The 22,288-nt window shown below is 71.6% G+C and carries 21 protein-coding genes and 3 pseudogenes; 14 read left to right on the forward strand and 10 right to left on the reverse strand.

The annotated features are described in order from the left end of the window. Positions 1-118 precede the first annotated feature (118 nt). From WJ438_RS22475 to WJ438_RS22490, 4 genes and pseudogenes are all read left to right on the forward strand, one after another. Positions 119-394, forward strand: coding sequence for a MoaD/ThiS family protein (locus WJ438_RS22475; RefSeq protein ID WP_406726825.1), 276 nt, complete (start codon positions 119-121; stop codon positions 392-394). A 430-nt stretch (positions 395-824) separates the two neighbouring features. Beyond that, positions 825-1,028, forward strand: coding sequence for a cold-shock protein (locus tag WJ438_RS22480; RefSeq protein WP_004986573.1), 204 nt, complete (start codon positions 825-827; stop codon positions 1,026-1,028). A 504-nt stretch (positions 1,029-1,532) separates the two neighbouring features. Next, positions 1,533-3,155, forward strand: a complete 1,623-nt coding sequence (gene groL / locus WJ438_RS22485) for a chaperonin GroEL (protein ID WP_406726826.1) — start codon at positions 1,533-1,535, stop codon at positions 3,153-3,155. A gap of 271 nt (positions 3,156-3,426) precedes the next feature. Then, a pseudogene (locus tag WJ438_RS22490) lies at positions 3,427-4,556 on the forward strand (NADH:flavin oxidoreductase). 60 nt (positions 4,557-4,616) lie between these two features. Here WJ438_RS22490 and WJ438_RS22495 read toward each other — a convergent pair. The 3 genes from WJ438_RS22495 to WJ438_RS22505 all read right to left on the reverse strand — a co-directional run bounded on the left by WJ438_RS22495 (position 4,617) and on the right by WJ438_RS22505 (position 7,197). Further along, entirely contained in the window at positions 4,617-5,186 is a 570-nt protein-coding gene (locus WJ438_RS22495) for a hypothetical protein (protein ID WP_406726827.1), read from the reverse strand. A gap of 38 nt (positions 5,187-5,224) precedes the next feature. After that, a complete protein-coding gene (gene murQ, locus WJ438_RS22500) occupies positions 5,225-6,163 on the reverse strand; it encodes an N-acetylmuramic acid 6-phosphate etherase (RefSeq protein WP_406726828.1) in 939 nt (312 codons plus the stop codon). A 125-nt stretch (positions 6,164-6,288) separates the two neighbouring features. After that, on the reverse strand, positions 6,289-7,197 hold the full coding sequence (locus WJ438_RS22505; protein WP_406726829.1) for a MurR/RpiR family transcriptional regulator: 909 nt from the start codon (positions 7,195-7,197) through the stop codon (positions 6,289-6,291). A 55-nt stretch (positions 7,198-7,252) separates the two neighbouring features. On the opposite strand from WJ438_RS22505, the gene WJ438_RS22510 reads away from it, so the two are divergent. Together WJ438_RS22510 and WJ438_RS22515 are read left to right on the forward strand one after the other, a co-directional pair. Continuing rightward, positions 7,253-7,672: a hypothetical protein gene (locus tag WJ438_RS22510; RefSeq protein WP_406726830.1), complete on the forward strand. Its 420-nt coding sequence runs from the start codon at positions 7,253-7,255 to the stop codon at positions 7,670-7,672. Next, complete coding sequence (locus WJ438_RS22515; RefSeq protein ID WP_406726831.1) at positions 7,669-7,962, forward strand: DUF4031 domain-containing protein; 294 nt, start codon at positions 7,669-7,671, stop codon at positions 7,960-7,962. The genes WJ438_RS22510 and WJ438_RS22515 overlap by 4 nt, the downstream gene beginning before the upstream one ends. Here WJ438_RS22515 and WJ438_RS22520 read toward each other — a convergent pair. The 3 genes and pseudogenes from WJ438_RS22520 to WJ438_RS22530 all read right to left on the reverse strand — a co-directional run bounded on the left by WJ438_RS22520 (position 7,944) and on the right by WJ438_RS22530 (position 10,736). Continuing rightward, positions 7,944-8,986, reverse strand: a pseudogene (locus WJ438_RS22520) (GNAT family N-acetyltransferase). The gene WJ438_RS22515 and the pseudogene WJ438_RS22520 sit on opposite strands and share 19 nt — an antisense overlap. A gap of 34 nt (positions 8,987-9,020) precedes the next feature. After that, positions 9,021-9,683 carry a hypothetical protein gene (locus tag WJ438_RS22525; RefSeq protein ID WP_406726832.1) on the reverse strand — a complete coding sequence of 221 codons (663 nt, stop codon included), beginning with the start codon at positions 9,681-9,683 and terminating at the stop codon, positions 9,021-9,023. Positions 9,684-9,734: 51 nt separating this feature from the next. Continuing rightward, entirely contained in the window at positions 9,735-10,736 is a 1,002-nt protein-coding gene (locus tag WJ438_RS22530; RefSeq protein WP_406726833.1) for a type I restriction-modification enzyme R subunit C-terminal domain-containing protein, read from the reverse strand. Here WJ438_RS22530 and WJ438_RS22535 point away from each other — a divergent pair. The 6 genes and pseudogenes from WJ438_RS22535 to WJ438_RS22560 all read left to right on the forward strand — a co-directional run. Beyond that, a pseudogene (locus WJ438_RS22535) lies at positions 10,731-11,177 on the forward strand (DUF5753 domain-containing protein); the annotation flags it as partial. The gene WJ438_RS22530 and the pseudogene WJ438_RS22535 sit on opposite strands and share 6 nt — an antisense overlap. Further along, the gene (locus WJ438_RS22540) at positions 11,174-11,377 is read left to right on the forward strand and encodes a DUF397 domain-containing protein (protein ID WP_406726834.1); all 204 of its coding nucleotides are present in this window, start codon (positions 11,174-11,176) and stop codon (positions 11,375-11,377) included. The pseudogene WJ438_RS22535 and the gene WJ438_RS22540, both read left to right, overlap by 4 nt. Before the next feature lie 158 nt (positions 11,378-11,535). Next, positions 11,536-12,441, forward strand: a complete 906-nt coding sequence (locus WJ438_RS22545) for a DUF3800 domain-containing protein (protein ID WP_406726835.1) — start codon at positions 11,536-11,538, stop codon at positions 12,439-12,441. A gap of 195 nt (positions 12,442-12,636) precedes the next feature. After that, positions 12,637-13,515, forward strand: a complete 879-nt coding sequence (locus tag WJ438_RS22550) for an alpha/beta hydrolase (protein ID WP_406726836.1) — start codon at positions 12,637-12,639, stop codon at positions 13,513-13,515. Between the two features lie 63 nt (positions 13,516-13,578). Further along, positions 13,579-14,259 (forward strand): maleylpyruvate isomerase family mycothiol-dependent enzyme, encoded by a 681-nt coding sequence (locus WJ438_RS22555; protein WP_406726837.1) that lies wholly within the window; start codon positions 13,579-13,581, stop codon positions 14,257-14,259. A gap of 104 nt (positions 14,260-14,363) precedes the next feature. Next, a complete protein-coding gene (locus tag WJ438_RS22560) occupies positions 14,364-15,062 on the forward strand; it encodes a copper homeostasis protein CutC (protein WP_406726838.1) in 699 nt (232 codons plus the stop codon). A gap of 20 nt (positions 15,063-15,082) precedes the next feature. Here WJ438_RS22560 and WJ438_RS22565 read toward each other — a convergent pair whose 3' ends face one another. Further along, positions 15,083-17,164 (reverse strand): HelD family protein, encoded by a 2,082-nt coding sequence (locus tag WJ438_RS22565; RefSeq protein ID WP_406726839.1) that lies wholly within the window; start codon positions 17,162-17,164, stop codon positions 15,083-15,085. A 350-nt stretch (positions 17,165-17,514) separates the two neighbouring features. On the opposite strand from WJ438_RS22565, the gene WJ438_RS22570 reads away from it, so the two are divergent. Beyond that, on the forward strand, positions 17,515-17,718 hold the full coding sequence (locus WJ438_RS22570; RefSeq protein ID WP_406726840.1) for a hypothetical protein: 204 nt from the start codon (positions 17,515-17,517) through the stop codon (positions 17,716-17,718). Here the strand turns inward: WJ438_RS22570 and WJ438_RS22575 are convergent, their stop codons facing one another. Beyond that, entirely contained in the window at positions 17,719-19,512 is a 1,794-nt protein-coding gene (locus WJ438_RS22575) for an alpha/beta hydrolase (RefSeq protein WP_406726841.1), read from the reverse strand. It abuts the gene before it with no gap. A gap of 189 nt (positions 19,513-19,701) precedes the next feature. On the opposite strand from WJ438_RS22575, the gene WJ438_RS22580 reads away from it, so the two are divergent. Then, the gene (locus WJ438_RS22580; protein WP_406726842.1) at positions 19,702-20,082 is read left to right on the forward strand and encodes a hypothetical protein; all 381 of its coding nucleotides are present in this window, start codon (positions 19,702-19,704) and stop codon (positions 20,080-20,082) included. Between the two features lie 15 nt (positions 20,083-20,097). Here WJ438_RS22580 and WJ438_RS22585 read toward each other — a convergent pair whose 3' ends face one another. Together WJ438_RS22585 and WJ438_RS22590 are read right to left on the reverse strand one after the other, a co-directional pair. Continuing rightward, positions 20,098-21,741, reverse strand: a complete 1,644-nt coding sequence (locus tag WJ438_RS22585; protein WP_406726843.1) for a DNA repair helicase XPB — start codon at positions 21,739-21,741, stop codon at positions 20,098-20,100. Between the two features lie 138 nt (positions 21,742-21,879). After that, positions 21,880-22,248 carry a DUF1801 domain-containing protein gene (locus WJ438_RS22590; RefSeq protein WP_406726844.1) on the reverse strand — a complete coding sequence of 123 codons (369 nt, stop codon included), beginning with the start codon at positions 22,246-22,248 and terminating at the stop codon, positions 21,880-21,882. Between the last annotated feature and the right edge of the window lie 40 nt (positions 22,249-22,288).

The raw sequence follows: 22,288 nt of genomic DNA on the forward strand, positions 1-22,288 counted from the left end.
CCTCGGATCCCCGAGAAGGCCGGCGGGCGCCCGCCGGGCTTCCTGCTTCACAGGCCGAAACCGCGGACCCGGCGGCCGACACATAGAGTGTTTTCATCGTTACTGGAGGTCAAGTCGCATGAGCGTGACCGTTCGCATCCCCACCATCCTGCGCACCTACACCGGCGGCAGGGCCGAGGTGAACGCCGAGGGGGCGACCCTCGGCGACGTCATCGCCGACCTGGAGAAGAACCACACCGGGATCTCCGCCCGGGTCCTGGACGACCAGGGCAAGCTGCGCCGTTTCGTCAACGTCTACGTCAACGACGACGACGTCCGCTTCGCGCAGGGCCTGGAGACGGGGACCCCGGACGGCGCGGGTGTGTCGATCATCCCGGCCGTCGCCGGCGGCTGACCCTTACCCTCGGTAATCGTCATTACCGAGAGCTCGCCGTATTGCCCCCTCCGTGAGAGAAGCGGAGGGGGCAATTCCATGGGGTTGAGCACGGTAGAGTTGGGGAACGCGGTCCCGAATCCCCGTTCTGGAACCGTCAATTCCTGCCGCACGCCCGACTGGATGTAGCCAAAGTCTGGGCCCCGTCTGCGGCATTTGCGAGTCTTGTCTGGCCTGACTTGCCCTGAAATCAGGCGAATTCCCGTCACATTCCGGACCGGCGACGTCCAGATTTCTCGTCCGATTGACCTGTTGCAGAGGGCAGTTGGGCAGATACATTCGGCCGCGGTCGACGCGTTCCGGCGCACACCCCCAACCGTTAGGGGGTGAGGTCTGACCCGGATCCGCGAAGTGTGGATCTGTGCAAGGGCCAGTAATAGGGGAGTTAGGCATGGCTCAGGGCACCGTCAAGTGGTTCAACGCGGAGAAGGGATACGGCTTCATCGCGGTCGACGGTGGTGCGGATGTTTTCGTCCACTACAGCGCGATCCAGATGGACGGCTACCGCACCCTTGAAGAGGGCCAGCGGGTCGAGTTCGAGATCTCGCAGGGCCAGAAGGGCCCGCAGGCCGACATGGTTCGCGTCACCGCCTGAACGCGCTACCAACCGCAAGAATTTCCTGCTGACGAAGAGCCCGCACACCTCCGGGGTGCGGGCTCTTCGCCGTGCCCGGGCCCGGGTGGTGACCGGCGCCCAGGGGTGTTCGCGCGCGGCTGACTCCTCCCGGCGATCCCCGGCGGCGCATACTCCCACCCGTCACCCGACCACCACCCCTCATCGGTCCCGCTTCGCGGGAGCGCCCTTGAACCGTCACCCGACCACCACCCCTCATCGATCCCGCTTCGCGGGAGCGCCCTTGAACCGTCACCCGACCACCACCCCTCATCGATCCCGCTTCGCGGGAGCGCCTTGCACTCGAGGGGGTCGAGTGCTAATCATTGGCGTTAGCACTCTGAAGGTGAGAGTGACAACGTAAGGACCGGGTCGGTGAGGCCCGCAGGCCGGTGGGGCAAGGAACCACCGGGTCTGTGAGCCGTCCGTCGCGGGCGCGGGCGCGGTCCGAAGTAATCACCCCCAGTCCTGGAGGGACCACTTCACATGGCCAAGATCATCGCGTTCGACGAGGAGGCGCGGCGCGGCCTCGAGCGCGGCATGAACCAGCTCGCGGACGCCGTCAAGGTGACGCTCGGCCCCAAGGGCCGCAACGTCGTCCTCGAGAAGAAGTGGGGCGCCCCCACGATCACCAACGATGGTGTGTCCATCGCCAAGGAGATCGAGCTCGAGGACCCGTACGAGAAGATCGGCGCCGAGCTGGTCAAGGAAGTCGCCAAGAAGACGGACGACGTCGCCGGTGACGGCACGACCACCGCGACCGTGCTCGCCCAGGCCCTGGTCAGGGAGGGCCTGCGCAACGTCGCCGCCGGCGCCAACCCGATGGCCCTCAAGCGCGGCATCGAGAAGGCCGTCGAGGCCGTCTCCGGTGCCCTGCTGGAGCAGGCCAAGGACGTCGAGACCAAGGAGCAGATCGCCTCCACGGCCTCCATCTCCGCCGCCGACACCCAGATCGGCGAGCTCATCGCCGAGGCCATGGACAAGGTCGGCAAGGAAGGCGTCATCACCGTCGAGGAGTCCCAGACCTTCGGTCTGGAGCTGGAGCTCACCGAGGGGATGCGCTTCGACAAGGGCTACATCTCGGCGTACTTCGCCACCGACATGGAGCGGATGGAGGCGTCGCTCGACGACCCGTACATCCTGATCGCCAACTCCAAGATCGGCAACGTCAAGGACCTGCTGCCGCTCCTGGAGAAGGTCATGCAGTCGGGCAAGCCGCTGCTGATCATCGCCGAGGACGTCGAGGGCGAGGCCCTGTCGACCCTGGTCGTCAACAAGATCCGCGGCACCTTCAAGTCCGTCGCCGTCAAGGCCCCGGGCTTCGGCGACCGCCGCAAGGCCATGCTCGGCGACATCGCCATCCTCACGGGCGGCGAGGTCATCTCCGAGGAGGTCGGCCTCAAGCTGGAGAACGCCACGCTCGACCTCCTGGGCAAGGCCCGCAAGGTCGTCATCACCAAGGACGAGACCACCATCGTCGACGGTGCCGGCTCGACCGACCAGGTCCAGGGCCGGGTGAACCAGATCCGCGCCGAGATCGAGAACAGCGACTCGGACTACGACCGCGAGAAGCTGCAGGAGCGCCTGGCGAAGCTCGCCGGCGGTGTCGCGGTCATCAAGGCCGGTGCCGCCACCGAGGTGGAGCTCAAGGAGCGCAAGCACCGCATCGAGGACGCCGTGCGCAACGCGAAGGCGGCCGTCGAGGAGGGCATCGTCGCCGGTGGCGGCGTGGCCCTGCTCCAGGCCGCCCAGGTGTTCGAGAAGCTGGAGCTCGAGGGTGACGAGGCGACCGGCGCCAACGCCGTGAAGATCGCGCTCGAGGCCCCGCTGAAGCAGATCGCCGTCAACGCCGGCCTCGAGGGCGGCGTCGTGGTGGAGAAGGTGCGCAACCTGACCCCGGGTCACGGGCTGGACGCCGCGACCGGCGACTACGTCGACCTGATCAAGGAAGGCATCATCGACCCGGCCAAGGTGACGCGCTCCGCGCTGCAGAACGCCGCGTCGATCGCCGCGCTGTTCCTCACCACCGAGGCCGTCATCGCCGACAAGCCGGAGAAGGCCGCCGCGGCCGCTCCGGGCGGCATGCCGGGCGGTGACATGGACTTCTGAGCCTGACTCACCTCAGGTTCGGACCCGGTCCGTCAGTACCGAGGGCGGCACCCCCTGTTTCCGGCAGGGGGTGCCGCCCTCGGGCGTTTCCGGAAGCGGGCTCGGCCGGCGGCCCGATCGGGGGCAGACCGGCCTGAGGGCGGGGTGTGGCCGGGGTCACAGGCGGGCCCGGTGGGCGGGTGGAATGCCTTGCGGCTCCTGCTGGTTGCCGCTGGAGTGCGATTGATGCACGCGCACATACTGACTGGTATATCCAGCGAGGAGCCCCCGCATGACCGTCACTGCTTCCACGGCCGCCGCCCGAGCCTCGGCGATTCTGTCCCGGCCGGTCTCGATCAACGGCCTGACCGTGCCGAACCGCATCGCGATGGCGCCGATGACCCGGATGTTCTCACCGGGCGGTGTGCCCGGTGAGGACGTGGTGTCGTACTACTCCCGGCGGGCCGCCGCCGGTGTCGGACTGATCGTCACCGAGGGCACCTACGTGGGCCACGAGTCGGCCGGACAGAGCGACCGGGTGCCGCGCTTCCACGGCGAGGAGCAGCTGGCCGGCTGGGCGAAGGTCGCCGACGCGGTGCACGCGGCGGGCGGCACGATCGTGCCGCAGCTGTGGCACATCGGCATGGTCCGCAAGCAGGGGCAGGCGCCGTATCCGAAGGCCCCGGCGGTCGGTCCGTCCGGCGTGCGCACGGACGGCACCGAGGGCACCGGCAAGGCCATGACGCACGCCGACATCGACGCGGTGGTCGAGGCGTTCGCGCAGGCCGCGGCGGACGCCGAGCGCATCGGCTTCGACGGCGTGGAACTGCACGGCGCCCACGGCTACCTGATCGACCAGTTCCTCTGGGCGGGCACCAACCGCCGCACCGACGCCTACGGCGGAGACCCGGTGGCACGCGCCAGGTTCGCCGCGGAGATCGTCGCGGCGGTCCGTGAGCGGGTCTCGCCCGAGTTCCCCGTCCTCTTCCGTTACTCGCAGTGGAAGCAGGACGCCTACGACTCCCGCCTCGCCGAGACCCCCGAGGAGCTGGAGGCGATCCTCGCCCCGCTCGCGGCAGCCGGTGTCGACGCCTTCCACGCCTCCACCCGCCGCTACTGGCTCCCGGAGTTCGAGGGCTCGGACCTGAACCTGGCCGGCTGGACGAAGAAGCTGACCGGCAGGCCCGCCCTCACGGTTGGTTCGGTCGGCCTGAACGGGGACTTCCAGGACGCGTTCCGGGGAAGGGCGCCGAGCTGGGCAGCCTCGACAACCTGCTCGACCGGCTGGAGCGCGACGAGTTCGACCTCGTCGCCGTGGGGCGCGCGGTGCTCCAGGACCCGGACTGGGCGGCGAAGGTCCTCGGCGGACGCTTCGACGAGCTCAAGCCGTACGACGCGGCGTCGCTGAAGACGCTGAGCTGAGCCGAAGACGCTGAGCTGAGCGGCGGGCGATTCCAGTGCGCGGCCTGTGGGCCCCCTCGGCTACAGGCCGCTCATCGGCTCGATGTCGGCCCGGACCGGCGTGCCCCACACGCGGAGTACCTCGTAGTCGGTGAACTCGTGCACGAGCCGGTACGCCGTGGCGGGGCGGGACCCGCGTCGCTGGGCCGCGATGTACAGCTCGGCCTCGCGCCGGTCCCGGCGCGGGGTGCCGCACAGCTGCCACGCCTGACCGTTCCACAGCTCCGGCAGCCAGCGCTGCTGCGGCTGGGGCCGGTCGCCGTGCATCCCGTACCGGGACGGGACGGGCTCGGTGGGCGGGTGGTGGGGCGCCGGTCCGTTGAACTCGGCGCGCCGGGCGGTGCGGCGCCGGGTCTCGCACAGCAGGCACAGGTCGGGGGCGCTCTCGTCGACCGGGCCGGTGGGGTGCTCGGGGCAGCGTGTGCTGGGCGCGGCCGTCTCGACGCTCTCCTCCAGCCGGTCCAGCGCGCGTTTCAGGTCCGCCCGGACCTCGTGCAGCTTGGCGTCCGGTGTGTCAGCGGCCAGGGCCTCGCCGTGCTCGCCGAGGACACGCAGGGCCCGGCCCAGAGCGGTGAGCTGCGCGTGGTTCATGTGGCTCGTCTCCGTGGGGGGTTCCAGTATCCCAGCCGTCACGGTCGGCCGGCCGCTGCCTCCAGCGCCGCGCGCAGGTGGCCGTCCGCCTCGTTCAGGAGGCGGGTGGCCGTCGGGCCGTCCACGTCGGCGAGCAGGATCAGGATGGCGTGCTTGACCTCGCCGTCCGCGGCGGCCAGGGCGCGTTCGATGTCGGCGTCCGCCGCGCCGGTCGCGAGGGCGACGATACGGCGGGAGCGGGCGCGCAGCTTCTCGTTGGAGGCGCGGACGTCGACCATCAGGTTCCCGTACGTCTTGCCCAGCCGGATCATCGTGATCGTCGAGACCATGTTGAGGACGAGTTTCTGGGCGGTGCCGGCCTTGAGGCGGGTGGAGCCGGTGAGGACTTCCGGGCCGACGACCACTTCGACGCCGTGCTCGGCCGCCGCGGCGAGCGGACTGCCCGGATTGCAGGCGAGGCCCACGGTCAGCGCGCCCCGCGCGCGGGCGTGGGTGACGGCGCCGACGGCGTACGGGGTGCGCCCGGAGGCGGAGATGCCGACCACCGAGTCGTCGGCGGTCAGCCCCAGCGCGGCCAGGTCGGACGCGGCCAGCTCCGCCGAGTCCTCGGCGCCCTCGGCCGAGGTGACCATGGCGCCGGGCCCGCCCGCGATCAGGCCGACGACCCTGGCGGGGTCGGTGTTGAAGGTCGGCGGGCACTCGGAGGCGTCCAGGATGCCGAGGCCGGCGGTGCCCGCGCCCGCGTAGACCAGCCGGCCGCCCCGGGCCATCCGGTCGGCGACGGCATCGATCGCAGCGGCGATCCGCGGCAGCTGCTCGGCCACGGCACCGGCCACGGTGGCGTCCTCGTCGTTCATCAGCCGGGCGAGGTCGAGGGTGGGCAGCCGGTCGATGTCCGCCAGCTCCGGACGGAACGCCTCGGTGGTCAGGGTCTCCAACTCGGCGCGAAGACCACGGGGTTCGGACGTGTGGGTCATGGAACGGTTCTCTCCGGTGTCTTTGTCCGGTGTTTGTGTGTCCGGCGTCTGTGTCCGGTGCCTCCGGCCAGTGCGGGGACTGTGGTGGGGGCGTGATCGGCCCCGGCCCCCCGAGCCCCCGCCCGCTACCGCGGACCGCTCCGGTGCCGGTGGGCCAGGGCCTCGTACGACGCGGACAGGGCCGGGGCCGCCGACTCGTAGGTGCGCTGGGCGATGCCGACGAACAGGCAGTCCACCACGAGGAGTTGGCTGGTCCGGGACGACATCGCGGCCGGGCGCAGCTCGCTCTCGCGGGCCGTGGACGTGGACAGTACGTGATCGGCGTACTGGGTGACGGGGCCGTTCGGGCGGCCGGTCACCGCGATCGTCGTCGCCCCGCGGTCGAAGGCCACCCGCAGCGGTTCGATGACGTCTCCGGTCGACCCGGAGTGCGTGATGGCGACGGCCACGTCACCGGCGCGCAGCTGCACCGCGTTGGTGACGGCGAGGTGCGGATCGCTGGGGGCGTGGGCTATCAGGCCTATGCGCAGCAGCTTCTGGGTGAGGTCCTGGGCGACCAGGCCGGAGGCGCCGATGCCGTACACGTCCGTCCGGCGGGCGCCGGCCAGCGCCGCGACGGCCGCGCCGAGCTGGACGGTGTCCAGTCCGGCGGCGGTGTCGGCGAGGGTCTGCTGCTCGTCGTAGGCGAGCTTGGCGACGACGTCGGCGATGGGGTCGTCCACCGCGATGTCGGTCGTGATGGCGGGCGCGCGGCCGGACTGCTGCTGGGCGGCGAGCCCGGCGAGGGCGAGGCGCAGGTCGCGGTAGCCGGGGTAGCCGAGGAGACGGGCGGTGCGGACGACGGTGGCCTCACTGGTGCCGGTGAGTTCGGCGAGGCCGGTGACCGTGAGGGCCGCGCAGCCGGCCGGATCGCCCGCGACGGCCTCGGCCACCCGCTGCATGGAACGGGTCATCGAGGGAGCCAGCGTGCGCACCTTGGCCGCGAGGGCGGCGGGGGCGGGCGGAGCGAAAATTTCCTTCACGTCCTGGGTCACCTTTGAAAGATATTTTCGTTTCGGTGGTGCGGTCAAGGGTGCGCACAATAGGGGCATGGACCCCCACGACGATCCCGGCGGCACTCGCGTCAGCCCCCTGGAGCAAGCGTTGCACGCGGCCCGCGCGCTCGTGCTCGCGGACCTGGTCGCGCACGAGGTCGCCGAGGCGGACGTCGTCTCGCTCGTCGAGGAGTCCGTCGCGCACCGCCGCTGGTGGGTCGAACAGTGGCCGGAGGGCGTCGGGTTCGTGGCCGGTCTGGTCGCCCAGGACGTGCAGGACGCCCTGCTGGAGCGGTACGGCCGCTGGCCGCTGTGCCCGGTGTGCGGCTCCGGCGACCCGCACGCGCTGGAGGTGGAGCCGGAACTCGGCCCCGATCCGCACTGGGTGTGCCACCTGGCGGGCGTGAAGGTGGCGGCGGTGGGGGCGCTGGGCACGGCGACCGGCGGGCCCGCCGACGGGACGGCCTCGGAGTGACCGTCTACATCGACCCGCCCACCTGGCCGGGACACGGTCGGCTGTGGTCCCACCTCGTCAGCGACGTCTCCTACGACGAACTGCACGCCTTCGCCGCCGCCCTCGGTGTCCCCCGCCGGGCCTTCGAACGCGACCACTACGACATCCCCCAGCACCGGTACGCGGACGTCGTGCTCGCCGGGGCGGTGGAGGTCAGCAGCCGCGAGGTGGTGCGGCTGCTGTACGGGGCGGGGCTGCGGGTGCGCAAGAGCGCGGTGCGCGACGGCGCGGTTCAGCCGCGGATTTCGTAGACGTACTCGCCCGCGTTCTCGGCGACCCGGGTGAATCCGGCGCGGGTGGCGACGTTCTGCGAGGGCACGTTGACGCGGTCGATGACGGCGGCGACGGTCCGTACACCGTCCTGCGCGAGCGCCCACGCCGACAGCGCGCGCAGCGCCTCGGTGGCGTAGCCGTGGCCGCGGGCGCCCTCGACGAGGTCGTAGCCGATCTCCACGCGGCCGTCCCCGTCCGGAACGCGGTGGAAGCCCATCGCGCCCACCGCGAGGTCGTCCGCCCGCCGGACCAGCACATACATGGTCCACTCAGGGTGGAACACGCCTTCCTCGTGCTGCTTGACCATCAGCCCGGCACCCACCCGGGTGCCGTCGGCGGGCGCCGAGCCGACCCACCTGTAGCCGCCGTCGCCGCCCGTACTCAGGTCGGCGGCGGTCGCGGGCGTGACGCCCTCCAGGTCGAGCCGCTCGCTGCGGAGCACCGGACTGCTGATCCAGCGCCACCGGCCGACGGGCTCGCGGTCCGGCAGGTCGCCGCGGCCGGTCGCCCACAGCAGGGTGTGCCAGGGGTGGGCCCCGGCCGGACGTGCGGGAAGATCCGGGTGAGGGCGAACGGGACGAGCTCGGCGGGCGGGTCGTACGGCACGCCCAGGCCCTCGGTGATGTCGTGGGTGTGCAGCAGGACCTCGGTCACCGCCATCGCGGCGAAGCCCTCGCGGTTCGGGTGCCGGAAGGGGTACGGGTGGAAGGCGCGCACCGCACGCGGGGTGGTACGGATCGCGGCGGTCAAGAGGGCGCCGGTCGTCTCGATCACCGACAGGAGACCGGCGTTGTCGGTGCCGTCGTCCGGCGTCATCTCGAAGGGCACGTACGCGTCCTGCGCCCGGCCGGCCAACTGACCGGCGTACGTGAGGAGATCGGAGGCGATGTGCACCGCCGTCGCGCGGCAGTCCCACTCCAGCCGCCCGGCCCGTACCCCCTCCCACTCCCGCTCCCGGACCGCCCCCAGTGCCGCCACGCAGTCCGCGACGGCTTCCTCCACCTGTTCCGCTCCCAAGGCGCGCATGAGGGGCAGGCTATGAGGGCGGCGGCGCCGGGGTCGACAGCATGTCCAGCTCGGAGCCGATGTTGTACCGGGCCGTGGCCTCCCAGTGCTCCCGCCCGTACGGGGTGCGGAACAGGTGGGGCAGGTCGAGGAGTCGGCGCAGGACGGCGGCCCGGCCCTCGCGGAAGGCGCCGCCCGGCACGAAGTGGTACTCCGCGCGGACGGCGGCGGTGTAGACGGCGTACGCCGACGGGGGCGAGGCGAGGACCGCCAGGTCGGCGTCGCACAGCACCTGACCGTCGCGGTCGTCGTCGGCCGGGTCGTGCGTGACGGTGAGCCGCACCAGCCGGGCGACCTCGGCCGTTTTGTCGTCGGGCACCCCGGCCTCGGCCAGCGCCCGCTCGGCGAGCCGCGCGGACCGCTCCTCGTTCTCGGAGCGGTCGGGCAGATACACGGCATCGTGGAACCAGGCCGCGAGCCGCACGACGTCCGGGTCGTCCGCGTACTCCTCCAGCTCGTCGACGTGGTCGAGCACGGCGGTGAGATGGGCGAGCGTGTGGTAGTGCCGCTGCGGCTCCTGCCAGCGGGCCAGCAGGTTCTCGGCGTACGGCACAGGATCGGGCCCGCCCCCGGGGCCCCTGGCCCCCTCCAGAGCACGCACGAAACGGTCACGCAGGACGTCGGTGTCGGCCATACCGCCATTCTTCCTCCTGTGCGCCCGGCCCGGGCTTCCGGAGCAGCTTCGTCAAGCTGCGAGGCCCGCATCCGGAACGGCGCGGGAGCGCAGGGTGCGGAAGACGACCTCCAGGGCGTCGATCTCGTCGTCGGTGAAGTAGTTGTCGATGATCCCGCGACTGCTGAAGAGGCTGTGCTCGTACAGGTCGCGGATGCCGATGAGGCCGTTCGCCGCCACGTACCGGACCATGAGGCCGACGAGGTCGATCTGGTCGGCGGAGAGGTCATGGTCGGCGATGAAGCCGGAGAAGGCTTCCTGGGCTGCGGCCTGCTCCAGACCGCCGATGCGGCGGAGGAACACGCCGAGTCCACCGTCGGCCGCCCGCTTCTGCTCCAGGTCCTCGGCGGAGGCGACCCCCTCGGTGAGGAAGACCTCCTCCAGGGTGGCGAGATCCTCGGCTGTGACCTGCTCGTTCTCCCGCAGCTTGCGAACGGCTTCCTGCTTGCGGTGGCTCTGGAGGTAAGCACGTGCCTTCTGCTTGAAACGCTCCTCGTCCGTGCCGACGGGCAGCCCCTTGAGCTCGACCTCCGTCAGGTCCCCGTGGTCCTCCGCTATGTCCGTGTAGACGATCTTCCGGGCGGCCGGAGCGTCGACCAGATGAGCCAGGCCTCGCACGCGGCGCCGCACGTGCTCCAGCATCGGGACGGTCACGTTCTGCCACCACGCGTCGTCGGTGACGGCCTCCAGCAGGTCGGCCTGGTCCCGGACGGTGGGGATGTTGGTCTTGCCGAGGAGGTCCTCCGCGAGTTCCTGGACCTGGACGCGCAGACGCGTGTAGTCGGATCCGCCGTCCAGGGCCGCGAGCTGGAGGCGGTAGGCGATGAGGTCGAACCGCTTGGCCTCCTCGCCCTTGTCCTCGCCCTCCGGCCAGTAGTCAGACGGCAGGCCGAGGACGTCCTCGCTCAGCGCGTGGGCCGCGTCGTCGCCGATGCGGTGCCAGGCGGCGAAGTCGCCGCCGGACACCTCGACGTGACGGCGGTGCGGTCGCACGAGGAAGTTGTCGAGGTTCATGCCCCACGCCGGAACGAGGCGGAGATCGAGCAGATGGTGTCGGCGCGGCTCGCGCGACACAAGCTCTTCGGCCGCAAGCCCGCGCCCGTACTCAGCTTCGTCCTGGAGGAGGCCGTCCTCCAGCGGCCCATCGGGGGTGCCGAGGTGCTGCGGGGGCAGCTTGAGTAATTGCTCCTCACCGGCCAGAACCCGAACGTAGAGATTCAGGTGATGCCGACCGAGGCGACGGATCACGCTTGTGTGGACGGTCCGTTCACGCTGATGGTGCCGGAAGGAGGAGAGCAGGTGGCCTACTTGGAGAGCCAGGGAAGCGGTCGGGTGCTCACCGATAGGGAAATTGTCCGTGGCATCGCGGCGCGGTATGGAATTATCCGGGCTCAGGCGCTGGCCCCGGAGGAGTCCCTGCGCCGCATCGAGAAGCTGCTGCAAGGAGACTCATGACAAGCGAGCAGTCCTACGGCCAGTCGCTCAACTGGTTCAAGTCCAGCTACAGCGGCGGCTCTGGGGGCGACTGCGTCGAGGTCGCCGGCCTCCCCGCCTCCGTCCACGTTCGCGACTCCAAGGACACCGGCCAGGGCACCTTCACGGTGGCCCCCGCCACTTGGTCCGCCTTCGTCGCGTACGCGAGCCACGCTCACTGACCGAAAACAGGCGTCAACATGGCGTGACAGTCGGCTTGACTCGCTTCCGTCGGGCTTGGCAGCATCGGCGGTAGCAAACAAAACACGGTGCATATGGCTGCACCAGGTCCTGGGGCCGCTCCTTCGGGGGCGGCCCGAGTGCTTTCCGGGAGGGATCGTTGTACCTGTGCTACATCGACGAGGCGGGTAACGGCCAGACCCTCGATCCCGCCAGACCGGATGCCCCACCCGTTCTCGTCGTCGGTGGCTTCACCGTTCACGATTCCCAGATCAAGCAGTTGACCTGGGACTTTCTCAACATCAAGAAGAAGTATCGGCCGCAGTTGCGCCGTGCCCTGCACCTCTCCGACGTGATTCACACGGAGATCAAGGGGTCCGACGTCCGCAAGGACATCCGTGTGGGGAACCGTGACCAGAGCCGGGCGGCGATGCTCCTCGTCGACTCGATTGTCGGCTTACTCGAGCGCTACAACGCACGCCTTCTGGGCCGTGTGTGGGTGAAGCAAGAGGGCCTCGCCTTCAACGAGACCGGCGTGTACAGCACCTCGGTCGGGAGCTTGACCGAGACCTTTCAGGCTCAACTGCTGGACTGTCACTCGCGGGGTGTCATGATCCTCGACAGCCGGACCAAGTCCAAGAACGCACCGAACGTGCACTGCGTCACGACGCGCAAGTACCGCGCCGGCGGTGACATCCTCAAGGGCATCATCGAGTCGCCGGTCTTCGGGCACAGTGACACCCACACGCTGCTTCAGGTCTCGGACCTCGTCGTCTCCTCCCTGCTGTTTCCCATCGCATGTCACGCCTACCTGAGCGACGTGACATGGAACGTGCACTGCGATGACGCATACCGCCCGCTGCGGGAGCAGTTCGGGGAGCGGCTGAAGAAGCTTCAGTTCCGGTACCAGGACCCGGTGGGCAAGTGGCGTGGTGGGATCGTGGTGTCCGACCGGCGGACAGCACAGCCGTCGAGCCTGATGTTCGGACCGGGGAAGCCCGTCACGTCCGGGGTCGTCATTCCCGCGCAGCAGGCGGACGACGGGGGTCTGCCGAGCACGTTGTAGTGCGTCTAGCGGAGGTGTGTTCCTGCTTGGGGCGCGCCCTCTGGGCAAGCGGAAGGGGCGGTTACGGGTAGTGCGGGCGATCTTCCGCTGGGTAGTGTGAACCGCCGGAGCGCGAACACCTGTCCGCACGCCGCTCTCGAGGCTCCTCGATCGACCGCGACGCGCGTGCCGCCGACCCGAAGGAGACCGGAAGAAGTGAGTAGCCAGGTGCACCCGACGTTCGTACTGGTCCACGGAGCCTTCGCGAACTCCTTCTCCTTCGCGCCGCTCCAGGCCGAACTCGGCCTGCTCGGGCACCGTTCGGTCGCCGTCGACCTGCCCGGCCACGGCTTCGCGGCGACCTACACCCGCGCCTACCAGGCGCCGCAGGATCCCGAAGGTCTCGCCACCGCGCCCGGTGCGATCAAGGGCGTCACGCTCGCCGACAACGCCGCGCACCTGATCGGGGTCCTGGAGCGGGCCAGGCGGAACGGCCCGGTGATCCTCGTCGCCCACAGCCGCGGCGGCGTCACGGCCACGGCCGCGGCCAACGCGCGGCCCGACCTGATCGACCGCGTCGTCTACGTCGCGGCCTGGTGCCCGGTCGCGCTCGACGTCGGCGACTACTACGCCGAGCCGGAGATGGCCACGGTCGACGCCGCCTCCCTGGGACTGGCGATGGCCGGGAACCCCGCCGAACTCGGCCTGCTCCGCGTCAACTTCCGCACCGCGGACCCGGCCGCCCTCGCGGCGCTCAAGGCGGCCTTCCTCGCCGACGGCACCGACGAGGAGTTCCTGACCTTCCTGAACACCTTCCAGCCCGACGAGAACCTGGACATCGGCACCTCCGCCGACCGGGCGCAGGCGGCGACCTGGGGCCGCATCCCGAAGACCTTCGTCCGCCTGGCCGACGACGCGAGCATGCCGCTCGCCCTGCAGGACCGGCTGATCCGTGAGGGGGACGAGCTGACGCCGGACAACCCGTACGACGTCCGCACGCTCCCGGGCAGTCACCTGAAGTGGCTGGTCGATCCAGCGCCGGCGGCCCGGATCCTGGGCGAACTCGCCGCGCTCCCGGCCCCGTCCACGGGGTGACTCCCGCACCCGTCCCGAAACGGTTCCCCTCCTGGGGACGGATCCGCCACTAGCGTGGACCGTATGACGACTCCTGCCGATGTGCACGACGTACGTGATCCCGAGCTGCCCGGGCGGCTGCTCACCGACGAGCGGGATGTGCTGGTGCCGCTGTTGCGGGCCAGGAGGGACGAGGACTTCGCGTTGCCGGTGGCGGCGTGTCCGGGGTGGACGGTGCGGGATGTGCTGGCGCACTGCTCGGCCGCGTTCACGCGGGTGCTGGAGAACCGGTTCGAGGAGGAGGCGTTCTCGCCCGCGTCCAACGACCGGGACATCGCCGAGCGGGCCGAGTGGAGCAACCAGCGCGTCGTCGACGAGCTCGAGCGCGGGATGACCGAGGCGGGGCCGGTGATCGCCAAGGCGGGCGGGGCGCTGGACATCCTCGCGCTGGGCGAGTGGGTGCACGCCGGTGACGTGCGTGAGGCGTTCGGGGAGCCCGGCGCGTACGCGGGCGAGGGGCTGCCGTCCGCGTTCTCCCTGCTGGCCTACGTGACCAGTCGGAAGGGACACCTTCCGCTGCACGCCGACCTCGACGGCATGGACGAGCCGCTTCGGCTGGGCGGGCTCTCCGGGGAGCGGCCCCCGGCGCGGTACATCGGGGACGGGCCGACGCTGGTGCGGCTGTACGCGGGGCGGCCGGTGGACGGCGCCGCGTACGAGCTGGCCGGGGCGGAGGCCGGTGAGCTGAACATCTTCGGCGAGTGAGGCACGGCGAGGGCTCCAGGGGCGCGGATCCTCGGTGGGCGGGCGTAGGGTGGATTGGACTAGACCTCTAGTCGCCGCCGATCGATGCCGAGGAATGGGGTTCCATGAGCAAGCGTGCAGTCCTGGAGGTGATCGCCCTCGACGTCGAGGACGCGGCCGCCGCGCAGGCCGGAGGCGCGGACCGGCTCGAACTGGTCACCGACATGGCCGCCGACGGGCTCACCCCGTCCGCCCGCACCGTCGCCGCCGTGCGCGGGTCCGTCGACATCCCGTCCCGGGTGATGCTGCGCCTGGCGGGCGGGTTCGCCGCGGGTGACCTCGGCCGGCTGGTGGACACGGCACGGGAGGCGCGGGACGCGGGAGCGGAGGAGTTCGTCCTCGGGTTCCTGGACGCGGACGGCGGTGTCGACCTCGGCGCGGTGGAACGGGTCGTCGGCGCGCTGGACGGCTGTCGCTGGACCTTCCACCGCGCCATCGACCGCGCCGCCGACCGCGACGCCCTGCGCAAGCAGCTCGACGGCCTGCCCGGCCTCGACACCTACCTCACGGCCGGCGCGCCCGGCGGTGTGGCCGACGGGCTGCCGACGCTGCTCGCCGAGGCCCGGCGAGGGGGACGGGGCGAACCCGGGTACGAGCAGCAGCTTCTCGTGGGCGGCGGCCTGCGGCTGGAGCAGGTGCCCACGCTGCTCGGCGCCGGGATCCATGCCTTTCACATCGGGGGCGCGGCCCGGCCCGCCGGGTGGGCCGGGCCCGTCTCGGTGGAGGCCGTCGCACAGTGGCGCCGGGTGGTGGACGGGGGCTGACCCCGTCTCCGCGGATCGGCTCAGTTCAGCAACTGCTCCGGCAGCGGGGCCGCATGCGTCACGATCAGGCCCGAGACCGCTCGGGTCAGGGCGACGTACAGGCGGCGCAGGCCGGTGCGTTCGTCGGGCTCGGCGTCGACGACGGCGCGTGGCTCGTCCAGGACCACGTAGTCGTACTCCATGCCCTTCGCCAGTGACGCCGGGACCAGGGTGAGCCGGGTGCCGTACGTCGTCTCCTCGCCCGGACCGACGTATCCGATGCCCGCCGCCGTGAGTTCCCCGGCCAGCTCCGGGACGCGGGCGTCCGCGGTGATCAGGCCGACCGAGCCCTCGTGGCCCAGCAACTCGCTGCAGGCCGACACCACTTCGCCGCCGCCGGTGATCGGGCGGACCTCGAAGACGCCCGGGTTGTCGCGGATCGACGCCACCGGCGTCAGCCCCGGCGCGATGTGCGGGAGCAGCCGGGAGGCGTACGCGATCACGTCCGTCGGGACGCGGAAACCGGCGGTCAGCTCCTCGACCACGGCGTCCCGCTTGCCCAGGTGGTCCAGTGCCTCCTGCCAGCTCCGGGTCGCCCACGGTGTGGTGCCCTGCGCCAGGTCGCCGAGGACGGTCGCGGAACCGGTCGTGCAGCGCCGGCCCACCGCCCGGTACTGCATGGGGGAGAGGTCCTGCGCCTCGTCGAGCACCACGTGCCCGAGGGAGTGCGTGCGCTGGATCAGGTCGGTGGCCTCGTCGACCAGTACCGCGTCGGCCGCCGACCACTTCGCGGACTTCACCGACCGCGCCGGCTTCGTCCACAGAATCGCCTTCTGCTCGTCCTCGTCCAGCAGTCCGGCCGCGTGCTCGGCCAGGAACTCCGGGTCCGCCAGCAGCCGCAGGACGAGCTTCGCCGGGTCGACGGCCGGCCAGACCGCCTTCACCGCGGCCTTCACCGCGCTGTTGCGGGCCACCGTGTCCTGCACCCGGTCGTCCGGCGCCTCCCCGGCGCGCTCCATCCGCACCAGCACGGTGTGCGCGATGCGCTGCGGAAGTGCCTCGCGGGCGGCGCCGTAGCGGATGTCGCGGGCGAGCAACTGGCGGACGATCTCCTCCAGTTCGTACGCCGGTACCCGCCAGCGGCGTGAGCCGCGCACGACGACGACCGGTTCGGTGGGCATCGTCACGTGGGCGTAGAGGGCCCGGCGCAGGACCTCGGCCATCCTCGCGTCGCCCTTGACGAGCGCGGCCCGCGCGTCGTCCGTTCCGCGCACCTCGACATGGGCCACCAGGTCGTCCACCGTCGCCTGCCCGACCGCCAGTTCGCCCAGCGCGGGCAGCACCTGCTCGATGTAGTGCAGGAAGGACCGGTTCGGCCCGACGACCAGCGTGCCGGTGCGGGCCAGCCGCTCGCGGTGGGCGTACAGCAGGTAGGCGACCCGGTGCAGGCCGACGGCGGTCTTCCCGGTGCCGGGGCCGCCCTGTACGCAGACGCTTCCCGACAGGCCGGACCGTACGATCTCGTCCTGCTCGGGCTGGATGGTGGCGACGATGTCCCGCATCGGGCCCACCCGCGGCCGCTCGATCTCCTGCTGGAGCAGTCTGCTGGTGACGGCCGCCTCTGCCGGGTCGGACAGGTGCTCGTCCTCGTACGCCGTGAGGTCGCCACCGGTGTAGCCGAAACGGCGGCGCAGCGCGATGTCCATCGGGTCCTTCTTGGACGCCCGGTAGAACGGCTGCGAGACCGGCGCACGCCAGTCGATCACCATCGGATCGCCGTCCGCGTCGTGTACATGACGGCGCCCGACGTAGAAGCGTTCCCCTTCCGCGCCTTCCGCCCCCTCGGCGCCCGGAGCGTGCAGGTAGTCGAGCCGGCCGAAGAACAGCGGGGTGTCGCTGAGGTCGGCCAGCGCCTTGACGCGCTCCGCCATCTGCCGTTCCAGGATCTGCGCGTTGACCCAGTTCGCGGTGACGTCGCGGAGGTCGAGGGCCTCGACGTCCGCGCGCATGGCCCGCAGGGCGGTACGGGACGCGGCGAGGTGGGCACGCTCGCGGTCCAGCGGGCCGGCGTCGGTGGGCGCGGACGTGGGCGTAGGTGCGGGTTCGGGGACGTGCGCGGGCACGGGGCTGCCTCCGGCTGGTGCTGACGGTGATGCCGCGTGAGCACGGCATGGGTGACCGGCCGGTTTCCGTCCGGACGGTGGCACTCCGGCGAGGGAGGCGGGAAGGCCCCGGACAGCGCGGCCGGGACGAGCGGGAGATCCTAGTCGGCTCCCCGCGCCGAGGGCGAACGGTTTTCTTCCCGGGCGTCGGCGTTCGTGGCTCACTTCGCACCCCGTACCCCTCAGGGGTGCTCGGGGTTCCGGGTCCTCCTCGCAGGGGAGACCGGTTGCCTCGGGGGGGACCGGGCGGGACCCGAAGTCGGGCCCGAGGACTGATGCCCCGAACGGGTGGTCCGGCGCACTCTGGACACATGGGCACAGCGACCTTCATTCCGGACAGCCGGGCCGGTGGCCAGGGCGCCCCGCACCGCGGTGCCACTGCCCTCGGATCCGTCCACCACTCCCCGCACCGTGTCGGCAACGCCCTGCGCGCCGTCAAGGTCTTCGCCGAGGCCTTCTTCTCGGTCGCCGTCCTCGGCGAGTACAACGAGGAGGCCGGCGTCCGCCGACGCTGATCACGCACGCGGCGGAAGCAGACCCTCGACGACCTCCAGGGGCCAGGCGCCGGGGGGCAGTGTCCTGTCCGGGGCCGTGGCCCGCGGCAGGTCCCCGGCAGGCGTCCCGGCCTGCGCCCGCGTCGGTTCCGACGCCGACGGCGCCGCGGTCGGCGGGGCGAACGGCGGGAGGTCCTGCGTGCAGCGCGCGCCCTCCGGCGGCGGCGCGCCCGTGAGGAAGTACCGCACCACGTGCCGTCCCACGCACGCACTCGGGTTGTCCAGCGCGGTGTGCCCGTACCCGTCCAGGGTCAGTAGTCGCGCGTTGCCCAGCTCCTCGGCCATGTTTTGGCCCGCCCGGTACGGAGTGGAGGGATCGTGGGTCGTGTTCACCACCAGCACCGGGTGGGCGGCCGCCCGGTTCCACGGGCCGGTGTACGGGTCGGCCGCCCGGGCCGGCCACGCGGCGCACGGCTCGTTGGCCCACACCCACCAGCGGGCCAGCGCCCCGGACTCCGCCACCGCCCGCCGCTCCAGCTCGGGGTAGCTCAGCGGTGACCGCGGGTTGGGGCTCTCCGCGCACATCACCGCGAACGCCTGCTCGAAGCCCGGGTAGCGCGCCGGAACGCTCGCCGGAACGCCCGGTTCCAGGAGGGGCCGGCCGGACCACAGCGACTCCAGCAGGTCCGCGACACCGGCCCAGCCGGGGTGCACGGTGTAGAGCCCGCCGCGCACCTCGCTCACGGCCCTCGCGTACGTCCCGTCGCCGGCCGGCCGCGCGGCGAGGCGCCGCATCAGGGTGTCGTACTTGTCGCGAGTGGCCGCCGGGGTGCCCGCCGAGAAGACACAGCTGGTCACGGGTGCGTGCCCGCAGAGGTCGAGGAACTGCGCCAGCGTGTCGGCCGAACCCAGGTGGGAGCCGAGCCGCAGGAACGTGTTCACCGCCCCGGCCTCACCCACCGCCCGGGCCTCACCCACCGCGCCACTCTCACCCACCGCGCCACCCTCACCCACCGCGCGGACCTCGTCCGCCGCGCGGGCCTGGCCCATCCAGGCGAGCGGGTCCACGTTCCCGTCGAGGACGAGCCGCCCGACCCGCTCGGGGAACAGGTTCGCGTAGGTCGCGCCGAGCAGGGTGCCGTACGAGACGCCCCAGTACTGCAGCCGCTCCTCGCCCACCGCGGCACGCAGCAGGTCCAGATCGCGGGCGGTGTCGGCGGTCGAGACATGGCGCAGCAGCTGCGGATCGCGCCGCTCGCACCGCTTCGCGAGGTCGGCGTACGCGGCGACGTACGCCTGCTGCTCGCGCTCGCCCACCGGGAACGGCGGGACCTTCGCGTGCCAGGCGACGGCCTCCCCGGCGGTGTCGAAGCAGCGCACGGCCGTGCTCTCGCCGACCCCTCGCGGGTCCCAGCTGACGATGTCGTAGCGGTCCCGCAGCTCGTCCGGGAACTCGTCGTACAGCTCCGGCAGGCCCACGGTGCCGGGGCCGCCCGGACCGCCGGGGTTGAAGAACAGCGTGCCGACCCGCTTGTCCGGCGCGGCGGCGCGGTGCCTGATCACCGCCAGCTCGATGGTGCGGTCCCCGGGGCGGGCGTGGTCCAGGGGCACGTTCGCCGTCGCGCACTCGAACCCGGTCTGCGTGACGTCCGGGCAGTCCTGCCACCGCAGCACCACCCCGCCGTCGCCGCCACCGCCGCCCGGCCCGCCCGCGGACGCCGGGCCGACCGTCCCGAGCAGCAGCACCAGCGCCCCGGCCGCCGCGCCGACGGCTCTGGTGAGGGGTATGCGTGTGGCGGTGGCGGTCCGTGGCATGGCGGGCCCTTCCCTCGCAGCGACCGGGAGTCGGGCCCGCGGCAGCGGGCCCGTTGTCATACCACCGGCGGTCCGCCGACCGGGCAACCGACACGCGTCCGATCGGGTGCTGAAGTGAGTAATCCGCACACGCCCCTCTGAGTACGTACGCCGATGCGCGGGCACCGGTCACGCGGCTTGACTGGGCCCATGAGCCACGACCGCTTCGCCCCCCTGACACCCGGGGTGCTCCACCCGGCCGACCGGGACCCCCGGGCCTGGGTGGCGCCCACCGTCGCGACCGTGCTCCTGACGGTCCTGGAGCCGGTGGCGCTGCTGGTGGGAGCGATGTCCGCCATGGCGACCGACAGCTGCGGCCCCGACGACTGCTCGCAGGACCTGATGACCGCACTGGACGTGGTCCACTGGACGATGCTCTTCGGCGGCATCCTCACCCTCTGCGCCTGGCTCACGTCCTGGGTGCTGCCGTGGAAGCCCCGCTGGTTGGCCCTGCGCGTCGCGGCGGCCTTCCTCTCGCTGGTGCCACCGCTGTTCCTCATCCTGCTGGTGTTCAACCTCCCGAAGGGATGACCCGGGGACGCACGCTCAGCCCTCCGTGAGGAGTTCGTCCGCGTCCACGATCCGGTACGCGTAGCCCTGCTCGGCCAGGAAGCGCTGGCGGTGGGCCGCGAAGTCCTGGTCGATGGTGTCGCGGGCGACCACGGAGTAGAAGTGGGCCTGGTGGCCGTCCGCCTTGGGCCGCAGCACCCGGCCCAGCCGCTGGGCCTCCTCCTGCCGCGACCCGAAGGTGCCCGACACCTGGATGGCGACCGTCGCCTCGGGCAGGTCGACCGAGAAGTTCGCCACCTTGGACACGACGAGGACGCCGATCTCGCCCTGCCGGAACGCCTCGAACAGCTTCTCCCGCTGCGCGTTCGACGTCTCGCCCTTGATGACGGGGGCGTCCAGATGCTCGCCCAGCTCGTCCAACTGGTCGATGTACTGTCCGATGACGAGGATCTGCTGCCCCGCGAACCGCCGGACGATCGCCTCCGTCACCTTCCGCTTGGTGGCGGTCGTCGCGCAGAAGCGGTACTTCTCCTCGGTCTCCGCGGTCGCGTACGCGATCCGCTCGGAGTCGGTGAGGTTGACCCGGACCTCCACGCAGTCGGCGGGCGCGATGTAGCCCTGCGCCTCGATCTCCTTCCACGGCGCGTCGAACCGCTTCGGCCCGATCAGCGAGAACACGTCCGACTCGCGGCCGTCCTCGCGTACGAGTGTCGCCGTCAGGCCGAGCCGCCGCCGGGCCTGCAGATCGGCCGTGAACTTGAAGACGGGGGCGGGCAGCAGGTGCACCTCGTCGTAGAGGATCAGGCCCCAGTCCCGGGAGTCGAAGAGTTCCAGATGGGGGTAGACGCCCTTCCGACGGGTCGTCAGCACCTGGTAGGTGGCGATGGTGACGGGGCGAATCTCCTTCTTCGTCCCGCTGTACTCGCCGATCTCTTCCTCGGTCAGCGAGGTCCGCCTGACCAGCTCGTGCTTCCACTGCCGGGCCGAGACGGTGTTGGTGACCAGGATCAGCGTCGTGGACTTGGCCTGGGCCATCGACCCGGCGCCGACGAGTGTCTTGCCCGCGCCGCAGGGGAGGACGACCACGCCGGAGCCGCCGTGCCAGAAGTTCTCCACGGCCTGCTTCTGGTACGGCCGGAGCGCCCACCCCTCCTCGCGCAGCTCGATCGCGTGCGCCTCGCCGTCCACGTAACCGGCGAGGTCCTCGGCGGGCCAGCCCAGCTTCAGCAGCGTCTGCTTGATCTGCCCGCGCTCCGAGGGGTGCACGGCGACGGTGTCCGGGTCGATGCGGGCGCCGACCAGCGGGGCGATCCGCTTGGAGCGCAGCACCTCCTCCAGTACGGGCCGGTCGGTGCTGGTGAGGACGAGACCGTGCGCCGGGTGCTTGAGCAGGCTGAGCCGGCCGTAGCGGTCCATCGTCTCGGCGATGTCGACGAGCAGCGCGTGCGGCACCGGGTAGCGGCTGTACTGCACCAGCGCGTCCACGACCTGCTCGGCGTCATGGCCGGCGGCCCGCGCGTTCCACAGGCCGAGCGGGGTCACCCGGTAGGTGTGGATGTGTTCCGGGGCCCGCTCCAGTTCGGCGAAGGGAGCGATGGCGCGACGGCACTCACCGGCCTGCTCGTGGTCGACTTCCAGGAGAAGCGTCTTGTCGGACTGGACGATGAGCGGACCATTCACGCGCGGCTGCCTTTCTGCGACGGGCTCGGCACGGGCACTGCACGGGCACAGCTCGGCCAAACGTCCAGTTTGCCTGATCGCCCGCCCTCCGGGACCCGGAGTGACGCCCGCCACTTCGGTCCCGGGGGCGGGCGCCCGTCAGCAGACCGGGCCCGGCTCGGCCGCCGTGGCCCGGAGCGGGTCGCGCACCAGATCGAAGTCGATGGTCGCCGGGTCCTCCGGCTTTCGGAACCGCAGGCGGTCCTTGCCCATGTCCCGCCCGGCCGGCCGGGCAGGCCGGTTCTCGAAGGCCGCACGGACATCGCCGCGCAGGAGGTGGAAGGACGGGTAGTGCTTCTGGACGGCGAAGGCGATCTCGGCCGTGCCGTCCCGTTCGCAGGCGGGCACGCCGTACGCCCTCACCCCGGTGAAGCCCGTGAGCTCCGCCCTGCACAACCGCCGCGGTCCGGTCGGCGCGGCCCCGCGTGGCCCCGGGACCTCCGCGAGACGGCTCGCGACGTCCTGCACCGTGCTCCGCACCCTGGAGGGAGCCCACGCCGCGCCGCGG

The organism is Streptomyces sp. GD-15H (assembly GCF_045291515.1).
Lineage (GTDB): Bacteria > Actinomycetota > Actinomycetes > Streptomycetales > Streptomycetaceae > Streptomyces.

Excerpts from the sequence above, each read along its gene's own strand:
- WJ438_RS22475 (WP_406726825.1), top strand. The coding sequence starts at position 119 with ATGAGCGTGACCGTTCGCATCCCCACCATCCTGCGCACCTACACCGGC.
- WJ438_RS22480 (WP_004986573.1), top strand. The coding sequence starts at position 825 with ATGGCTCAGGGCACCGTCAAGTGGTTCAACGCGGAGAAGGGATACGGC.
- groL (WP_406726826.1), top strand. The coding sequence starts at position 1,533 with ATGGCCAAGATCATCGCGTTCGACGAGGAGGCGCGGCGCGGCCTCGAG.
- WJ438_RS22495 (WP_406726827.1), bottom strand. The coding sequence starts at position 5,186 with ATGAACCACGCGCAGCTCACCGCTCTGGGCCGGGCCCTGCGTGTCCTC.
- murQ (WP_406726828.1), bottom strand. The coding sequence starts at position 6,163 with ATGACCCACACGTCCGAACCCCGTGGTCTTCGCGCCGAGTTGGAGACC.
- WJ438_RS22510 (WP_406726830.1), top strand. The coding sequence starts at position 7,253 with ATGGACCCCCACGACGATCCCGGCGGCACTCGCGTCAGCCCCCTGGAG.
- WJ438_RS22525 (WP_406726832.1), bottom strand. The coding sequence starts at position 9,683 with ATGGCCGACACCGACGTCCTGCGTGACCGTTTCGTGCGTGCTCTGGAG.
- WJ438_RS22530 (WP_406726833.1), bottom strand. The coding sequence starts at position 10,736 with ATGAACCTCGACAACTTCCTCGTGCGACCGCACCGCCGTCACGTCGAG.
- WJ438_RS22540 (WP_406726834.1), top strand. The coding sequence starts at position 11,174 with ATGACAAGCGAGCAGTCCTACGGCCAGTCGCTCAACTGGTTCAAGTCC.
- WJ438_RS22555 (WP_406726837.1), top strand. The coding sequence starts at position 13,579 with ATGACGACTCCTGCCGATGTGCACGACGTACGTGATCCCGAGCTGCCC.
- WJ438_RS22560 (WP_406726838.1), top strand. The coding sequence starts at position 14,364 with ATGAGCAAGCGTGCAGTCCTGGAGGTGATCGCCCTCGACGTCGAGGAC.
- WJ438_RS22570 (WP_406726840.1), top strand. The coding sequence starts at position 17,515 with ATGGGCACAGCGACCTTCATTCCGGACAGCCGGGCCGGTGGCCAGGGC.
- WJ438_RS22575 (WP_406726841.1), bottom strand. The coding sequence starts at position 19,512 with ATGCCACGGACCGCCACCGCCACACGCATACCCCTCACCAGAGCCGTC.
- WJ438_RS22580 (WP_406726842.1), top strand. The coding sequence starts at position 19,702 with ATGAGCCACGACCGCTTCGCCCCCCTGACACCCGGGGTGCTCCACCCG.